We start from the raw sequence: 16,816 nt of genomic DNA, 5'->3' as shown, positions 1-16,816 counted from the left end.
GGCGGGATGGCCGCGTCATCCCCAGCCAGAGGCGGGGGATAGGGAACGCGTTAACCTCGGGATCAGAACTCGAACTGTCCTGCAGGAACTGGTCGATTTCGATCTGCAGGTCCCGGCGAGGCGTTTGGCCCCAGAAGATGCAACGAACAATGCCGGGTGCGGCTCTTGAGGTAGAGCCGCACCCACGAGGAAAGCGTTCCTTCGTTCTAATTGAACTCAAGGCCGAGTAGCGCGTTCTCGGTGACCTCGGGCAGCGCCGGGTGAATCCAGTACTGCTTGGTCGCGAATTCGCGGATGTCCAGGTCAAAGGCGAGGACGGTGATCATCTGCTGGATCAGGGTGGAGGCTTGCGGGCCCATGTAGTGCGCACCGAGCAGTTTCCCGGTATCGCGATCCGCAATCAGTTTGCAGATTCCAGTGGTGTCTTCCATGGCCCAGCCGTAGGCGACATCCCCGTACTTCTGCACCTTGACCATCAGGTTGTGGCCCTGTTCTCGCGCCTGGTCCTCGGTCAGCCCGACCGTGGCGACCTGCGGGTGGGTGAAGGTGGCAGCCGGAACGTGGTCGTGCGGCATCTTTCGCAGATTGTCCGGGTGGAGCAGGTTGTGGCGCACGGCGCGCATCTCCGCGTTGGCCACGTGCTTGAGCATGTAGGGCGAGGAGACATCGCCAAGGGCCCAGACCCCCTGGGCGGTGGTCGAACGACCGTACTCGTCGACGCGGACACGTCCGTCGGCGGTCATTTCGATCCCGGCAGAGGCCAGGTCCAGTTGGTCACCGTTGGGCACGCGGCCGGTGGCCACCAGCAGCACTTCCGCGGTGACGGAGGTGCCGTCGTCGAGCCTGACGGTCACGCCCTCGGTGGTCTCCTCGGCGCCGATGGCGGTCCGGCCGGACAGGAGTTGGTATCGCTGGGCGGCGATAGCGTTGAACTGCTCGCCCAGCTCGGCGTCCAGGCTACGCAGCAGCGAAGAGCGAGAGATGATCGTTACCTCGGTGCCGAGGGCCTCGAAGACATGGGCAAATTCCATGGCAATGTAGCCTCCACCGATGATCACCATGGACTTTGGCTGCTCCGGCAGGCGCATGATGTCCTCGTTGGTGTAGTACCGCACTCCGGAGGCAGCGATGGAGTTGGGAATGAAGGGACGGGAGCCGGCGGCGATGACGATCTGGTCGCCGGAGATGATCTTCTGCTGCTGGCCTTGGCCTGTACTCAGCGTGCGTTCGCCGACGAAGACAGCATGATGGTCGTAGACGTCGATGTTGGGAGTCTGCGGACCGCGGCGGTACTCTTCACCCCCGCCGGCGATTGGGTCGATGCGGTTTTCGAAGATGCGGGTGACCATTTCAGACCAGTCCACGGAGTTGACCTGGGCATTCACGCCCAGCCGCCCGGACTGGGCGGTCTCCAACGCGGCGTCGGCTGCATAGACGTACATCTTCGTGGGGATGCAGCCGACATTGAGGCAGGTGCCGCCGAAGGTTCCCTTTTCGATGATCGCGATCGATTTGTCCTCGAACTCCGGCCCGGGGATGGAGTTTCCGGATCCGGTGCCGATGATGATCAGGTCGTAGTGCGCATCGACGGCGATATCGCTGGCAGGGGTTTCCATGGCAAGTCCTCACTAGGGGTTCGTTTTGGGGTGCGCGGGGCGCGGAAAGGGGCGGGCCGGGCAGCGGGAGGCAACCGGCTGGAGAGGCGGGGTCGGGTTATTTGGCGGTGGCGATCTTCCACAGGAGGGTGCGCAGTTGCCGGACGTCGTCCTCGCCGAAGTCGGCGAGCGTCTGCTCGACTACCTGATCGCGTGCCGCAAGGGTGCGATTCAGCACCGCCTGGCCTTCGTCGGTGGTGCGTGGAATGCGAATGCGCCGGTTCGTCGGATCGGCGTCCCGCACCACGTAGCCTTGCTTTTCGAGCCGGTCGATAATCGACATCAGCGTGGACTTGTCGAGACCGAGCGTGGTGGCGATCTCGATCTGGGTGCGCGGCGTGCCATCTCCGGCCACCGCCAGCACCAGCGTGTCACGCATGTCGTGTAAACCGTTGTCCCGGCAAGCAGCGTCGAAGTTCCCGGTCAGCACTCCGACCGCACGATGCATCAGCCAGGTCAGGTCGCTGGTGAAAGGGCTGTCCACCGTCGCACACGGCTTGAGTGACGGCGTTTCGAGATCAACGTTGGACAACATGCTCCCATCGTATCGACGGACCCCAGATAGTCCAATTGCAGATGATCTGGTCTCAGACGATCTAGGTCGAGAAGGCGCGTCGTCAAGGTCAAGGTCGATCTGCAGGCGTTCTACTCCCGACGCGATGACGAAGGACTTGATCTCGTTTCCGAGTGCAGCCTCGACTCCGAAGAGGAGCTGTTGACGGCGTAGGATGCGGCGCACGCGGTGGTACAGGAGGCGAAGGACGCCGACGTGTACGTGTTCGGCGGCGGCATCGACGAGATCGTTCCCCGGTCAGCGTCGACGGTTGTTGGGGCAGTGCGTGGGCTGCGTCCCTTCCATTGCGGCCAAGACGCCGGAAATACGCACATCTACCGATGTGACGTGAATCATGTTTGCCTAGACTTCCTGTAACTAATCCGGGCCGGGACGCGGTCCGACAGGGAGGGAACAACCATGACCAAGACATCAGAAGTCCGATCCGTTGTCCCGCCGTCACCGATTGCAGCGGCAGGGCCTCACGCAGCCGAGGTTTCTGCCCCACTGACTGAGCAGGCTCGAGCCATTCGTGACGGCGAGTTGAGCAGCCGTGAGCTGACACAAATGTATCTAGATCGGATACAGGCGCTCGACAAGCCCGAGACGCTCAACTCCTTCCTGCTCACCCGCGGGGACGAGGTGCTGGCCGAGGCCGGGAGGATGGACGACCTGCAGGCTTCGGGCGAGATTACTGGTCCGTTGCACGGTATTCCCCTAGGTATCAAGGACGCATTGTTCACAGCGGGAACGCGTACCACTGGTGGCACGGCTGCGCTTAAGAATTTTGTACCGACCGAGGATGCCACCGCGGTGCGGCTCCTCAAAGAGGCCGGCGCCTTGGTGTTGGGCAAAACAAATCTTCATGAGTGCGGCTTCGGGATCACCAGCAACAACCCCCACTTCGGGCCGGTCCGTAATCCCTATGACCCGCTGCGGATCCCCGGCGGGTCAAGTGGAGGCTCGGGCGCCGCCGTCGCTGCTCGGCTGTGCTCCGCCGCAATCGGTACCGATACCGGCGGTTCGGTCCGCATCCCTGCCGCCTTGTGCGGCGTAGTCGGACTCAAGCCGACTCTGGGCCGAGCAAGCCGCGGTCGGATGCTGGGCCTGTCGTGGAGTTACGATGTGCTTGGACCGATCACCCGCACGGTTTCGGATGCAGCGGCCATTCTCAGGGTGGTCGCCTCGGGTCCGGATCCGCTCGATCCGTTCGCAGTGGACGACCCTTCCGGTGCACGGCTGCCTGCGGCGATTGCGGAAGCCGGTGCAAACCTCAAGGGCGTGCGGATCGGCATCCCGGACAGATATTTCGCCGAGGACAATACTCCTGAAGTAGACCGGGTGCTGGCTGAGAATTACAAGCTGCTCGAGAGCGCCGGAGCGATCCTCGTGCCGGTAACGGTCAAGAACGTGGAGCATGCGAGCCATACGGGGTTCCTGACCGTGATCCCCGAGGATGTCGTGCTCACCGAGGAGGCGCTGCGAGAGGCGGGCGTTGAGGGCGGGATCGCTGGCAACCTGCAGTCTTTCGGCGCAGATGTGCGCTCTGCGCTGGGCAGCCAGGTTGGGCTGGACGCGGAGCCCGTTCCGGCGTTCGCTTACGCGGAGGCGATGTCCCGTACGGTGCCGGCGATCCGGCGAGGTTTCGCCGAAGCTCTCGCGGGCGTCGATGTGCTTCTGACGGCCACGACGCCGGCGACAGCGGTTCCCATCGCCGAAGATGTTGAGATGCAGCACAATGGCCGGAGCGTGGATACTTTTGCGACCTTCGTTCGGTACGCCTTTTGCATCTCGGTCGCGGGACTTCCGGCCATCTCGGTTCCCGGTGGCATGGGCGAAAAGACCGGGCTTCCGGTCGGCCTGCAATTCGTTGGAGCGCCCTGGAGCGAAGCCAGGCTGGTTGAGATCGCACTTGCGTACGAGCGTCTCGCCACCGGCGTCTGATTACCGCTCTGAGCTTCAATGCCACATTGAATTGCCCTGACCAGCCGCCTTCACGGGTCGGCTCTCAGTTAAATAATCGCAATCCGTCCGACTCGGTCCGAGCCGCGCAAGCCGCGCGGCTCGGACAGCCCAATTTTCTCAAAATGTGTTCGACATGCGTCGTCACGGTACGAACGCTGACCACCAGCTGCGATGCTATCTCCGCGTTGGCAAGCCCGTCTGCCATCAGCGTGAGTACCTGAAGTTCACGACGTGTCAGGCCGGCTGGCAGGCCACTTGGCTCCGCCGCTACGACCACCACGTCAGGTCGGGGGAGGGAGACATCATCGCTACGGGTCATCACAACACGCCACCAGCTCTTATCGTGCCAGACGTAACCGGACCGAGCCGCGGCGTCAGTGCCGAACATGTTCAGTGCCGCTTGGACAAGCCCAGGCGTTTCCTCGCAGAGTCGCGCCGCTGCTACGTCCAATGCGCGAATGTCCCCATCAGCGGTAACTACGGCTACAGGTGCTGAAGGATCCCACTTGGCCCGCAGCAAGCGCAATCGGCCCCGGTCATCAACAATCCTGGCCAGCATCGGTGCCACGGCCCCGAGGATGCCTCGCCGCTCATCGTCGATGCCGACGAGATCGCGCTGGCTCATAACCAGCATTCCGACTTGGGCAACGGTTCCGCTTCGGCGAAGCACCATAGTCGCTCCCTCGGCAAAACCCGCCGGGTGGAGTACGTCCACATAGGTCGTTAGACCGTGAAAATCGAAAGGGAAATCCCTCCACCGCATCGGTACGGCGGAATCAATGGACATCCGATAGCTGGGACAGGATAGGTAGTCCGTATTGGCAAAGGAAGCCACTCGGTCGTCGTAGCCTGCGCGGGCCAGACATCGGTGGGTCCGCCGAACCGGATCATAAGCCGAGATCATGGCTGCGTCGAAGGGAACGACGTGCTGAAGACCGCGAAGTACCTGATCGACGCCTGCCCCGCCGACCAGCACGGAGGAAATGATGTCCCCTAGTTCGGCGGTCGCACGGATTTCCGCGGAGACTTCTAGGGCTGGCCGTTCAACGGGCGTCCTCAGCCGGTTCATCGAACTGGCCTTGCAGCCCGCGCAGAGTGGTCGCGTGGATCGGGTGCATGATGTTGGGGGTCGGCCATCTTCATGTTCTGCATGGTCCTCCTTATTTTTGCTTACACCAACTCTCTTGACGTTCATCGTTAACAGGCACGGTGCGACTGAACGCATGATGTCCCGGCTGCTGACCGAGGCTGGGGAGAGAACTGGAGCCCATGCCTTCAACAAGAGGCACCGCGCCGCACAGCACCGGGGCTACTGCTCGGGGAGCGAGTAGTGGTCGGCTATCAACTGAACGGTGCGCGCTTGGGCCTGCCCTGAGTGTCCCGTCAGCACGAGCATCACTTCGTCGACCCCGGTCTGGTGATGGAGGCGTTCCAGGGCTGCGGCCACTTCGGGTGCGGTGCCGTTGAGGAAGCGCCGGGTGTAGGTGTCGAGGATTTGCTGCTCCTGGAGCGTGGCGGAGTAGGCCTCGACCTCCTCAGGCGGAAGCAGGCTGTAAGTCTTTCGCTGGAACATCCGCAGCATGGCCATTGCGGCTACAGCAGCCTGGCGTCTGGCTTCCCGGGGATCGTCGTCTGCAACCACGCCCACGCTCAGGAGGGTATAAGGCTCGTCCAGCACATCGGATGGCTGGAAACTCTCCCGGTACAGCTTCATAGCGGTGACCGCGTCAGCATCCCCGAACTGCAACGCGAATGCGTAGGGCCGGCCGAGCTGCCCGGCGAGGCGTGCCGAGTAAGGGGATGAGCCGAGAATCCAAGCCTCCGGTGTCGTCTCGGGGCGCGGGACGCGGTTCTGGTCCGCCTGCCACGGCCCGGGCACCGCGTGGACATTCCCGTACATATGACCGTCCGGGAAGTTGTCGTTGAGGAACCCGAGCAGCTCCAGCACTTGCTGGGGGAACGCATCGTTGGCGTCATGATGACGGCGGAGCGCTGCAGCTGTCGGCAGGTCGGTGCCGGGTGCGCGGCCCAGCCCGAGGTCGATTCGCCCGGGCGCGAGAGCGTCCAGCATGCCAAACTGTTCCGCGATGACCAGCGGAGCGTGGTTCGGCAACATCACCCCGCCGGCGCCGAGCCGGATACGGTCCGTTGCAGCGGTTAGCCGGGCGAGCATGATCTGCGGCGAGGAAGCCGCAGCACCGGGCATGGCGTGATGTTCAGACATCCAGAACCGGTGATACCCCCGCCGCTCCGCCAGCTGAGCCAGTTCGATGATGTCGCCGAACGCTTCCTGGGCAGTCTGTCCGACGCTGGTCTGGGCGTTGTTGAGAATTGAAAGTGCAAACGGGGCGGTGCCCGAAGGGCGCGGGGGAATCATGAAGCTCCTTGATAATTACCGGAACAAGCGGCTGTCCGGCGGGTTGTCTATGTGCCGCTCTGCAGGGTCACCGGAAGCGGCCCGGCAGTGAGGAGCTGTCCGGCCCTGCGGGCCGGACAGCTCTTGTTTCAGGACGTTGCTGCGCCGATTGGCCCTCAACGCCGTGGCAGCGACGGTTTAGGCGGTGGCTGCAGCTGCAGCGCCTTCAAACGCCGCCCGTCCCTGGATTGCTGATAAGCCAAGATCGCTCTTCGGCAGCGCCTCGCCGGCCTGGACCGCGCTGATCCAGGCCTCGGTGTTTGCCACTGCGGCGAAGTTGGAGTGCAGCAAAACGAGCAACGTGTCATGCAATTGTTCGGCGGATACCTTGCCCGCTTCGTTGGCGAGGTGGATGGCGCCGGAGGCGTCGGAGAGGATTTCGACGGCGAGACCAAGCCCCTCTGCCGCGGCGGCAGTCCCGATGTCGCAGTTGTTCGTCATGTAGCCGACGATCGTGATGGTGTCGACCTGCTGGTCGGCCAACCACTGCGCAACGTCGGTGCCGGCGAAGACGCTGGCTTTGTCCTTGGCCACCCGCTTCCAGGACGGGGTGGCGCGCTTCTCGATCTCGGGGTGCAGGGACCAGCTGGAAGAACCGACCGCGAAGACGGGTGCGCCTTCCGGAAGTTCGTGCTGGACCACCACGACGGGAATGTCCTGCTGTTGGGCGGCGTCGAGAGTGCGCAGAATGTTGGCGAGCGACTCCTCACGCGGTGGGTGCTGGATCTGCAGGATCCCGTCGAAATACTCCTGCTGTACATCCACGACGATCAACGCTCGGCGGGGTGCGGTCATGTGTCTCTCCTCTGTCAGGCGAACGGCTGGCAACTACGAGTTTGTCAGCGGGGATTGCGATAGAGTGAGTGGCACAAAAGACGACTATGGATGAATTCGGGCCAACATGAGAATCGCCGTACACGCCTTCGAAGGCATCACGATGTTCCACCTCGCATCCTTGCTGATGGTCTTCGGCGAAGTCTCCCGCTTAAATCTGGCAGAGGGGTGGGAGACGACGGTATGGACCCGAGACGGCCGCGGCGTCCGGACTGCTGAAGGGCTGTCGCTGCAAGACGTGGCCGGTCCCGAGGCTGTAGCCGGCGCCGACCTCTTGGTGTTCCCGGCCTGGCCCGCTGAGCTGCCCCCGGCGGATGAATTCCTCACCGATCTGATCAGAACCGCCCACGCGGGCGGGACGCCTGTGGCTGGTCTCTGTCTTGGCGCTTTTCCCGTTGCCGATAGCGGAGTGCTGGACGGCCGCACGGCCGTTACCCACTGGTCCTCTGCACCCCATCTTGCCCTCCGGCGGCCGGCCGTGACGGTCAGGGACTCTGCTCTCTACCTTGACCACGGGGACGTGCTGACTTCAGCAGGTACCGCGTCGGCAATCGATGCCTGTCTGTACATCGTCCGCAAGCATCTCGGTTCGTCCGCGGCCGCCAAGGTCGCGCGCCACCTCGTCGTTGCGCCCCACCGCGAGGGCGACCAGGCGCAGTACGTTGACCGGCCGGTTCCCGACCCCGGGGGCGTCGGCCACATAGGGGCCACCCTGGACTGGGCGCTCAACCACCTCGGCCAACCCCTGACAGTGGATGACCTAGCCACTCATGCAGGCATGAGCAGGCGCAACTTCACCCGAAGATTCTCCGAAGCTACCGGCACCACGCCGGCCCGCTGGATTCTCTCGCGGCGGCTCGACGAAGCCCGCCGCCTGCTGGAGACCACCACTTGGCCGATCGCCCGCATTGCCCGCACCTGCGGATTCGGCAGTGCCGTCGGCTTCCGGCAAAACTTCGTCAGCGCCTACGCCACCACTCCCACGTCCTACCGACAGCGCTTTACTGACGAAATGTCGTGACGAACCGCCGGTCAGGGCTTTAGTAAGTGCGTGCTTCGGTTCCAGTTAGATGTCTTGCTGGAATAGACCACGTGCTGAGGGAGGATTCCCTACCAGACAGGGTAAAAGGGGCTTGCCAAGTGAATTTCAACTTTGCTACCCGCGTCGGGGTTCCGCACCGTTCATACGCACCTGATTCATCTATAAACTGTCTCGGAGCCTTTACAGATACTTCGACAAGACCCGAGCAAACGTGTCTCCCGTAGTCACAAGCCACTCGACGAGTTCTTGCGATTGCGTCTCGTCCCGGTAGTCGCCGGGACGGCTGATGACGAGCTTAGATGCCTTGCGGCCCGGCCTGTCGTCCCACTCTAAGGCGAAACCGAGGTCGGCCTCGATGGCCTCGCGTTGAGCCAATAACTTGGCGTAGAGGCCTTTGTCGTGGTTGATCCAGAAATGCGTGGTCACAGTTTTCATGTTGGAATTGACCAGAAACGTGAGCTGCCCGCGGGGATCTCCGATGCTGATGTCGTACCAGTTTTTCGCGGAGGGCTTGCGCCCGAGATCGATGGTGGTTGCGTTCACAAGGGCGTAGTCTCGTACCTTTTGGAAGAACTCAAGCTGGGCGTTCTTGACGGGCATCCTGCTACCAGGTTTGGCAAGAGGTTTGACCTTCTTCCGGCGTGCGGTGATCGCGTCCTCATCGACGTCGAGGCCGGCGGCTTCCGCGAGTTCCTCTGCGCCCATGAACTGCCCTGGATCCGCGCGCCCTTCTGCATCGAAGAGAAGCCCCTCCTCCTCAAGCACCGCCCGTGGGTCATCGACCCGCCCAGGCTCCGTCCAACGGAAACCAGGAGAGATTGTCCCGCCGCTCTGCAAGACTCGCCAAGCGTTAGCCATCGGGAAGTTCGCGATGATCGCCGCCAGCGGCTGAGGCCAGGTGCCGGCAACGATCGCGACATCTCCGTACGAAGTCCAGCGACCCGGTGGGATCTCAGCGACGATCGCAGCAATTTGGCTGCGAAAGGCTGATGGCTCATCGTCCACAGCGATGATGCCCTCGTCCGGGCCTGGCCATAGCTCGATAATCTTCTCTGCTAGTTGAGCGCTACGAGCGTTGATCTCGTCGACGCCCCATGTTGCGTTCGCAGCGATTGCTTGGTTGAGGGACACGCCGCTCTTCGCCAGCATTTCGCGCTTCACGTGGAATGGCTTGTTGCTGAGCTCGCTGTTGTACCCGCTCAGGGTGAGGTTGCCAAGTGTATGCACGACTCGTTCATGTTCGTAGTCAATGTCCGCATCTGCGCTCAAATCTGCAGCGAACGTCTCCCGCACGGAGTCAGACATTGTCTGAGGCAGCACATGTTCGATCGTCAAATGCCTTGGATCAAGGGCAACGATCTCCTTCGGGCGGTAAGCCTCTTCCAGCCACTGCAGGATGAGCTTTTTCTGCGTGCCGCGGCCCTGCCAGTAAAAGGCGATAGTCCGAGCTGCCTCGCGAACTTGTTGGTCGGTCGCGAAGTGCTTACGGCCGCGGGACAAATATTCACGCAGCGCGACATCAACATGGTCCGCATCGCTGATCGCCCCAACAGCTTGGAGCAGTGTTCTGTTCAAATTTGCGGTAGCCCGCCCGATCACGATGCGCCGCACGAAGTATGACTCCAGATACGTCAGCGCGCGCACAACTTCATCATCAGTCGAGGTGCCGGCAGCGCGGCGGGCGAGGATTTGCATTACCACCGGATATGCCGTCGTCGAGCCCCACGCCCTGATTCTCGTGAGGCGACGGCGTATCTCGGCGTGCTTCTCTTGCGCAGGCTTGAGAATGGTCGCTAGTACGGCACCAAGCTCCGCGATACGGATCACTTCAGCCTCTACTGCGTCGATTGCAGTGAGCTTCTCCAGCCGATGTTGCTGTCCGACGTAGGTATCTGACTGCTTAGCCCGTTCGTCGCGCTGAGCGAGGTCAAGCCAAAACAACAGCTCAAGGTTCTCAGAACCTAGCCTCCTCTCCAGCGGTAGCCAGACGTTTTCGTAGACGCTTTCCGCACGGTCACCCAGCCGCATGAACAAATAGTTCTTGAGCAGGTCACTCTGCGTCAGCCGAAGGCCAGTGTTATTCAGCGACTCGAAAATGCGATGGGCGTTGTCGGATGGCTCGGCCGTAACGACGACGAGCGCAAGCCCGCGTACGATGGCGGCTTCAAGTAACTCCAGGTCGTGCGGATCGTCCGGATCGTCGGCGGCCGCAATTTTCGAGCGGAAGAACCGGTACGCATTACCAACAGCATCCTCTCCGCCAGCCTGAGGCGCACGGTTGAGCACCGCCAGGTAGGCTGCCCGATCAGCCTGCGTCGGCATGACCTTAAGAGGTTTGCCGCTGTCGAAGACGTTGATTAGATACTGCGCGTCAATGCCGTTCGCCCGATCGTTATTCCCGGTTTCCATCAGATGGTCGCGGAGTGCAGCCAAGAGGAGAGTTAGCGTGGTCAGACGCTGCTGGCCGTCGACGACGAGAAACTTGTTGACGCCGATTGCGCCGAAGTCAGGGCTGCTCGCCAGCACGAGGGATCCGATAAAGTGGGAGGCCTTCTGGTCGTCGCCAAGAGTGCGCTCCAACTCGACGATGTCCGTCCACAGCTGTTCGAGTTGCTTCTTACCCCACGAGTACACGCGTTGGTACAGCGGAACTTGGTACTGCTTCTTGCCCTCCAGAACACCGGCCAGTGTCCCATTCTCCGCCCGAACCACGCACGCCTCCTGAGGTCTTGCTAGTAATGAGACCGAGACTACAGGGGGGAGGCCGTGGTGTACCCCAAAGGCTCGCGGGGCCGGGCAGCCATCCCGCCGCGTTCGTACTGCCATTGATCAAAGCCGCACTGCGGAAGCGACTGCCGTCTCGCAGGCGGATCCATGGGATTTGCATCCGTATGCGGGATGGCTCAAATCCTTGCGCAGGGCGATGACCTCAGCAAGGATGCAGGTCATCCCGTGCTGCGAAGAAGGAGTCGACGCGATGACAAAGTATCTGATCTCGCTTCCGAGTGCCGCCATGGTCGTCCCGAAGGAGGAGCTGCCGGCCGTTTCGGATGCATCGCATGCGGTGGTTCAGGAGGCGAAGGACGCCGGCGTCTGGGTCTTCGGCGGCGGCATCGATGAGAGCGTCCCTCCCGTCATGGTCGACGGCGAAGGGGCCGTGAGTGAGGGTACCTACCCGCAGACGGCGCAGCTTGAAGGCGGCTACGCGGTGCTGGAGCTGCCCTCGTATGACGCAGCATTGGAGTGGGCCGCGAAGATTGCGGCCGCTTGCCGTTGTGCCCAGGAGGTGCGGGCTTTCCACTACGACCCGGCCAGCTAGGTCTCGGACGGGTGGCCTCTCCGCTCGGCCCGCGGTCACACCGCTCGGAAAGGCTTAAACTCCTCCCGCACCATGCAAGCAGAAACGCCAGGTACGGCTCCGAAGACAGAGCCGCACCCGGCGTGTCGTCTTGCTGTGCTTCCGCAGGGCCGCCGGCCCGCCCGACCATCGGGCTGCTTGTGGCGAAAGATGCGTGGACCTGGCGGCCCTGCGGGAAGTTTGATTTCGACGGCGGGCCGGGGGCTGGCTATTGACCCCGGCCCGCCGCCGGACGGATCAGGCGGCGGCGGGCTCCCTGACCGACGACGGCTTCTCCAGCAGGTAGTTCTGGTACGCGGGGATCGTCAGGAAGGCCGGGAACTCTTCGCCGAGGGCACACTCTTCGAAGATCTCGCGGGCGTCGTCGAACCGGTCGCCGTCGAACCGCGGCAGGGCGGCGAACTCTTCCTCCAGCAGTTCCCGCACCCATTCGCGGGTGATGATCTCGCCGTCGTCGGTCAAAGCGTGGGCGTGGATCCACTGCCAGATCTGCGAGCGGGAGATCTCCGCCGTCGCGGCGTCCTCCATCAGGTTGTGAATGGCCACCGCGCCGTTGCCGCGCAGCCAGGACTCGATGTACTGGATGCCGACCTCGAGGTTGGTACGGATGCCGGTCTCGGTGATGGAGCCCTCGGTACCGGCGACGTTCAGCAGGGCACCGTCGTCGGGGATGACGTCCTCGCGCTGGCGGTCCAGCTGGTTCGGCCGGTCACCCAGCACCCCGTCGAACACCTCGCGGCAGACCGGCACCAGGTCCGGGTGCGCCACCCAGGACCCGTCGAACCCGTCGGAGGCCTCGCGGGTCTTGTCCGCGTGCACCTTCTCCATGGCGATGGCGTTGGCCTCCGGGTCGCGGCGGCTGGGGATGAACGCGGCCATCCCGCCGATGGCCATGGCGCCGCGGCGGTGGCAGGCGCGGATCAGTTGCTCGGTGTAGGAGCGCATGAACGGCGCCGTCATGGTCACCTGCGTCCGGTCCGGCAGCACGAACCGCGGCCCGCGGGCCCGGAAGTTCTTGATCACCGAGAAGATGTAGTCCCAGCGGCCGGCGTTCAGCCCGGAGGCGTGGTCGCGCAGCTCGTACAGGATCTCCTCCATCTCGAACGCGGCCGTGATGGTCTCGATCAGCACGGTGGCCCGGATGGTGCCCTGCGGGATGCCCAGCAGGTCCTGCGCCAGGATGAACACGTCGTTCCACAGCCGGGCTTCAAGGTGCGACTCGATCTTCGGCAGGTAGAAGTACGGTCCGCGGCCCTGGGCGATCAGCCGCTGGGCGTTGTGGAAGAAGTACAGCCCGAAGTCCACGATGCCGCCGGCCACCGGTTCGCCGCCGATCAGCATGTGCTTCTCCGGCAGGTGCCAGCCGCGCGGCCGGACCACGATGGTGGGCAGGTCGGTCAGCGTCTGGCCGGTGAGCTTGTATTCCTTGCCGGTGTCGGAGACAAAGTCGATCCGCCGCTCCAGCACGTCGGTCAGGTTCAGCTGCCCGTTGACCACGTTGGACCAGCTGGGCGTGGAGGAGTCCTCCATGTCTGCCAGCCACACCTTCGCGCCGGAGTTCAGCGCGTTGATGGTCATCTTCTTCTCCACCGGCCCGGTGATCTCCACCCGGCGGTCCTCCAGCCCGGGCGCCGGGGGAGCGACCTTCCACGAGGAATCCTGGCGGATGTGCCGGGTGCCGGGCAGGAACTTCGGGTCGTGCCCGCGGCCGATCGAGCGCCGCCGGTTCTCCCGCTGGACCAGCAGCTCCCGCCGCCGTTCCGCGGTGGCATGGTGCAGCCGGGCCACGAACTCCAGCGCCTGCGGCGTCAGCACTTCCTCCTGCCGGCGCACCGGCGGGGCCGTCAACGTAATCCCGTTCAAGGTAATCGGATCGTTCATCGCTCATTCACTCCTCAAGAAGTGCATCGACTGTTCAGCTGGCGCCCTTCCCAGCCCTGAAAAGGGCGCCTGCTGATTCCTCGACGCGGCAAAAGATTTAGTGGAACTGGCCCTCTTCGGTGGAGCCGACCAGTGCCAGGGTGCTGCCGTTGGGGTTGAGGGCAGTGGAGATGGTGTCGAAGTAGCCGGTGCCCACTTCGCGCTGGTGCTTGGTTGCGGTGTAGCCGCGGTCTTCGGCGCCGAATTCGCGCTCCTGCAGGTCCACGTAGGCGCTCATGCCGTTGCGGGCGTAGCCGTGGGCCAGGTCGAACATGGAGTAGTTCAGGGCGTGGAAGCCGGCCAGCGTGATGAACTGGAAGGTGAAGCCCATCGCCCCGAGCTCACGCTGGAACTTGGCGATGGTCGCGTCGTCCAGGTGCTTCTTCCAGTTGAAGGACGGCGAGCAGTTGTAGGAGAGCATCTGGTCCGGGAACTCGGCCTTGACCGCCTCGGCGAACTGCCGGGCCAGCTCCAGGTCCGGGGTGCCGGTCTCCATCCAGATCAGGTCCGAGTACGGGGCGTAGGCCTTGGCCCGGGCGATGCACGGCTCGATCCCGTTGCGGACCTTGTAGAAGCCCTCGGGGGTGCGCTCGCCGGTGATGAACTCGGCGTCGCGCTCGTCCACGTCGGAGGTGAGCAGCGTGGCGGCCTCGGCGTCGGTCCGGGCGATGATCACCGAAGGGGTGCCGGCGACGTCGGCGGCCAGGCGGGCCGCGTTCAGGGTGCGGATGTGCTGGCCGGTGGGGATCAGCACCTTGCCGCCCAGGTGGCCGCACTTCTTCTCCGAGGCCAGCTGGTCCTCCCAGTGCACGCCGGAGGCGCCGGCGGCGATCATGGACTTCATCAGCTCGTAGGCGTTCAGCGGCCCGCCGAAGCCGGCCTCGGCGTCGGCCACGATCGGCACCAGCCAGTCCTCGACGGTCTGGATGCCCTCGGAGAACTCGATCTGGTCGGCGCGCATGAGCGCGTTGTTGATCCGGCGGACCACCTGCGGCACCGAGTTCGCCGGGTACAGCGACTGGTCCGGGTAGGTGTGGCCGGAGAGGTTGGCGTCGGCGGCCACCTGCCAGCCGGAGAGGTAGATGGCGCGCAGCCCGGCCTTGACCTGCTGCACCGCCTGGTTGCCGGTCAGCGCGCCGAGGGCGTTGGTGTAGCGGCCCTCGGCGGCTTCCTCGGTGAGCTGCTTCCACAGCTTTTGCGCGCCGCGCTTGGCCAGCGTGTGCTCTTCCTGGACCCGGCCGCGGAGGCGGACGACATCCGCTGCGGTGTAGTCGCGAGTGATGCCCTCCCAGCGGGAATCGGCGGCCCACTCGAGCTCCAGTGCCTTGGCCGCTTCCTCAGCGTTCATCGGGGCCGGCTCAAATGATGCAGTCATTGCTGTCTCCTGTTCGGTGTCGGGTCCGGCAGGTTCCGATCCTCGGTGACCGGTCCGGGCCAAATCCTTCGTGAAACCGACTATTCCGCACTCTGCAATAAGTAATCCATGGAAAATGCTGGAAAGATTTGCACTTCTTCTCGTATCCTCAAGAAATGACAACCACCAGCTGGAATCGTCCCTCCAAGCACGACGGCGGTGCCTCCGTGGAGCCCGAAATCGACGTCATCAGCCTGGGCCGGCGGGTGCGGCACCTGCGCAAGGCCCAGGGCATGACCCTGGACGATCTCGGTGCCGCCGTCGGCGCCGCACCGTCACAGCTCTCGCTGATCGAGAACGGCAAGCGCGAGCCCAAACTCGGCATGCTGCAGGCCCTAGGAAAATCCCTGGGCGTGGGCATCGACCAGCTGCTCGGGGCCGAGCCGCCCAGCCGCCGGGCCGCGCTGGAGATCGAGTTGGAGCGCTACCAGCGCGGCCCGCTGTACGAGTCGCTCGGGCTGCCGAAAGTCCGCGTCAGCTCGCGGCTTCCCCTGGACGTGCTGGAGTCCCTGGTCGGGCTGCAGCATGAGCTGGAGCGCCGGCTGGACGAGCAGGCCGCCACCCCCGAAGAGGCCCGCCGGGCAAATACCGAGCTGCGGGCGGAAATGCGTGCCCGGAATAACCACTATGAGGACCTTGAAGCCCAGGCCCAGGAGCTGTTGAAGGCGGTCGGTTTCAAGGGCGGGCCGCTTTCGCACCATGTGGCCGCGGACATCGCCGAACACCTCGGCTTCAGCCTGCAGTACGTCAGCGACCTGCCGCATTCCACCCGGTCCGTGACGGATCTGAAGAACAACAGAATTTACCTGACCCAGGGCCACCGGTCCGAACACGATCCGCGGTCTGTGCTGCTCCAGGCCGTCGGGCACTACGTGCTCGGGCACCAGGCACCCAAGGACTACGCGGACTTCCTGCGCCAGCGCGTCTACACTAACTACTTCGCAGCCGCGTTGTTAATGCCCGAGCATGCGACCGTGGACTTCCTGCAGAGGGCCAAGGCCGCCAAGGAACTGGCCATCGAGGACCTGCGCGACGCCTTTAGCGTCTCCTACGAGACCGCAGCCCACCGGTTTACGAACCTGGCCACGCATCACCTGGGCATCACGTGCCACTTCCAGAAAGTGCACGTCTCCGGCATCATCCACAAGGCCTACGAAAACGACGGCGTAAATTTCCCCGCCGACCACACGGGCGCCATCGAGGGCCAACCGGTTTGCCGCAACTGGACCTCGCGGGCCGTTTTCGACGTGCCGGACAAATTCCGCGCCTTCAACCAATACACGGACACCAAGGCCGGCACCTTCTGGTGCACCGCCATCACGGAGCGGCACTCATCGGGGGAGTACTCGCTAAGCATCGGCATTCCCTACAAGGAGGTGAAGTGGTTCCGCGGCCGCGATACCGCCGAACGCTCCGTCTCCAACTGCCCCGACGAATCCTGCTGCCGCCGCCCGCCCGCCGACCTCGCCGCCCAATGGGCCGGCAACGCCTGGCCCAGCGCCCGCGCCAACTCACACCTGCTCGCGGCTTTGCCGCCCGGGGCATTCCCGGGCGTCGATGAGACCGAGGTTTATTCGTTCCTCCAAGCGCATGCAGGACCGTAGTGGACTCCCTGTGCGCCTCGGCCCAGTAAAAAAGACCGGGCCAAAGGGACGATGC

At 63.8% G+C, this 16,816-nt stretch carries 12 protein-coding genes; 4 read left to right on the top strand and 8 right to left on the bottom strand.

What is annotated here, in order from left to right:
- Nucleotides 1-206: 206 nt before the first annotated feature.
- Entirely contained in the window at nt 207-1,616 is a 1,410-nt protein-coding gene (mtr, locus tag AC5RV2_RS01570) for a mycothione reductase (protein WP_494090866.1), read from the bottom strand.
- Nucleotides 1,617-1,713: 97 nt separating this feature from the next.
- Nucleotides 1,714-2,190: a MarR family winged helix-turn-helix transcriptional regulator gene (locus AC5RV2_RS01565; protein ID WP_494090865.1), complete on the bottom strand. Its 477-nt coding sequence runs from the start codon at nt 2,188-2,190 to the stop codon at nt 1,714-1,716.
- Between the two features lie 438 nt (nt 2,191-2,628).
- On the opposite strand from AC5RV2_RS01565, the gene AC5RV2_RS01560 reads away from it, so the two are divergent.
- Nucleotides 2,629-4,152 carry an amidase gene (locus AC5RV2_RS01560; RefSeq protein ID WP_494090864.1) on the top strand — a complete coding sequence of 508 codons (1,524 nt, stop codon included), beginning with the start codon at nt 2,629-2,631 and terminating at the stop codon, nt 4,150-4,152.
- A gap of 64 nt (nt 4,153-4,216) precedes the next feature.
- Here AC5RV2_RS01560 and AC5RV2_RS01555 read toward each other — a convergent pair whose 3' ends face one another.
- From AC5RV2_RS01555 to AC5RV2_RS01545, 3 genes are all read right to left on the bottom strand, one after another.
- Nucleotides 4,217-5,242: a helix-turn-helix transcriptional regulator gene (locus tag AC5RV2_RS01555; protein WP_494090863.1), complete on the bottom strand. Its 1,026-nt coding sequence runs from the start codon at nt 5,240-5,242 to the stop codon at nt 4,217-4,219.
- 240 nt (nt 5,243-5,482) lie between these two features.
- Entirely contained in the window at nt 5,483-6,550 is a 1,068-nt protein-coding gene (locus AC5RV2_RS01550; protein ID WP_494090862.1) for an LLM class flavin-dependent oxidoreductase, read from the bottom strand.
- A 177-nt stretch (nt 6,551-6,727) separates the two neighbouring features.
- On the bottom strand, nt 6,728-7,384 hold the full coding sequence (locus AC5RV2_RS01545) for an isochorismatase family protein (RefSeq protein WP_494090861.1): 657 nt from the start codon (nt 7,382-7,384) through the stop codon (nt 6,728-6,730).
- Between the two features lie 106 nt (nt 7,385-7,490).
- Between AC5RV2_RS01545 and AC5RV2_RS01540 the strand changes: the two genes are divergently transcribed.
- Nucleotides 7,491-8,444, top strand: a complete 954-nt coding sequence (locus AC5RV2_RS01540) for a GlxA family transcriptional regulator (protein WP_494090860.1) — start codon at nt 7,491-7,493, stop codon at nt 8,442-8,444.
- A gap of 201 nt (nt 8,445-8,645) precedes the next feature.
- Here the strand turns inward: AC5RV2_RS01540 and AC5RV2_RS01535 are convergent, their stop codons facing one another.
- Nucleotides 8,646-11,177: a DUF4268 domain-containing protein gene (locus tag AC5RV2_RS01535; RefSeq protein ID WP_494090859.1), complete on the bottom strand. Its 2,532-nt coding sequence runs from the start codon at nt 11,175-11,177 to the stop codon at nt 8,646-8,648.
- Nucleotides 11,178-11,442: 265 nt separating this feature from the next.
- Here AC5RV2_RS01535 and AC5RV2_RS01530 point away from each other — a divergent pair, with 265 nt between their 5' ends.
- Complete coding sequence (locus AC5RV2_RS01530) at nt 11,443-11,784, top strand: YciI family protein (RefSeq protein ID WP_494090858.1); 342 nt, start codon at nt 11,443-11,445, stop codon at nt 11,782-11,784.
- 276 nt (nt 11,785-12,060) lie between these two features.
- Here AC5RV2_RS01530 and aceB read toward each other — a convergent pair whose 3' ends face one another.
- Both aceB and aceA read right to left on the bottom strand, forming a co-directional pair.
- Nucleotides 12,061-13,704, bottom strand: a complete 1,644-nt coding sequence (aceB, locus tag AC5RV2_RS01525) for a malate synthase A (protein ID WP_494090857.1) — start codon at nt 13,702-13,704, stop codon at nt 12,061-12,063.
- Between the two features lie 97 nt (nt 13,705-13,801).
- The gene (gene aceA, locus AC5RV2_RS01520; protein WP_494090856.1) at nt 13,802-15,118 is read right to left on the bottom strand and encodes an isocitrate lyase; all 1,317 of its coding nucleotides are present in this window, start codon (nt 15,116-15,118) and stop codon (nt 13,802-13,804) included.
- Between the two features lie 128 nt (nt 15,119-15,246).
- On the opposite strand from aceA, the gene AC5RV2_RS01515 reads away from it, so the two are divergent.
- Nucleotides 15,247-16,761, top strand: coding sequence for a helix-turn-helix domain-containing protein (locus AC5RV2_RS01515; RefSeq protein ID WP_494090855.1), 1,515 nt, complete (start codon nt 15,247-15,249; stop codon nt 16,759-16,761).
- Nucleotides 16,762-16,816: the final 55 nt, after the last annotated feature.

The organism is Arthrobacter sp. Y3225116, from assembly GCF_059091245.1.
This window is presented reverse-complemented; position numbering and strand designations above follow the sequence as displayed.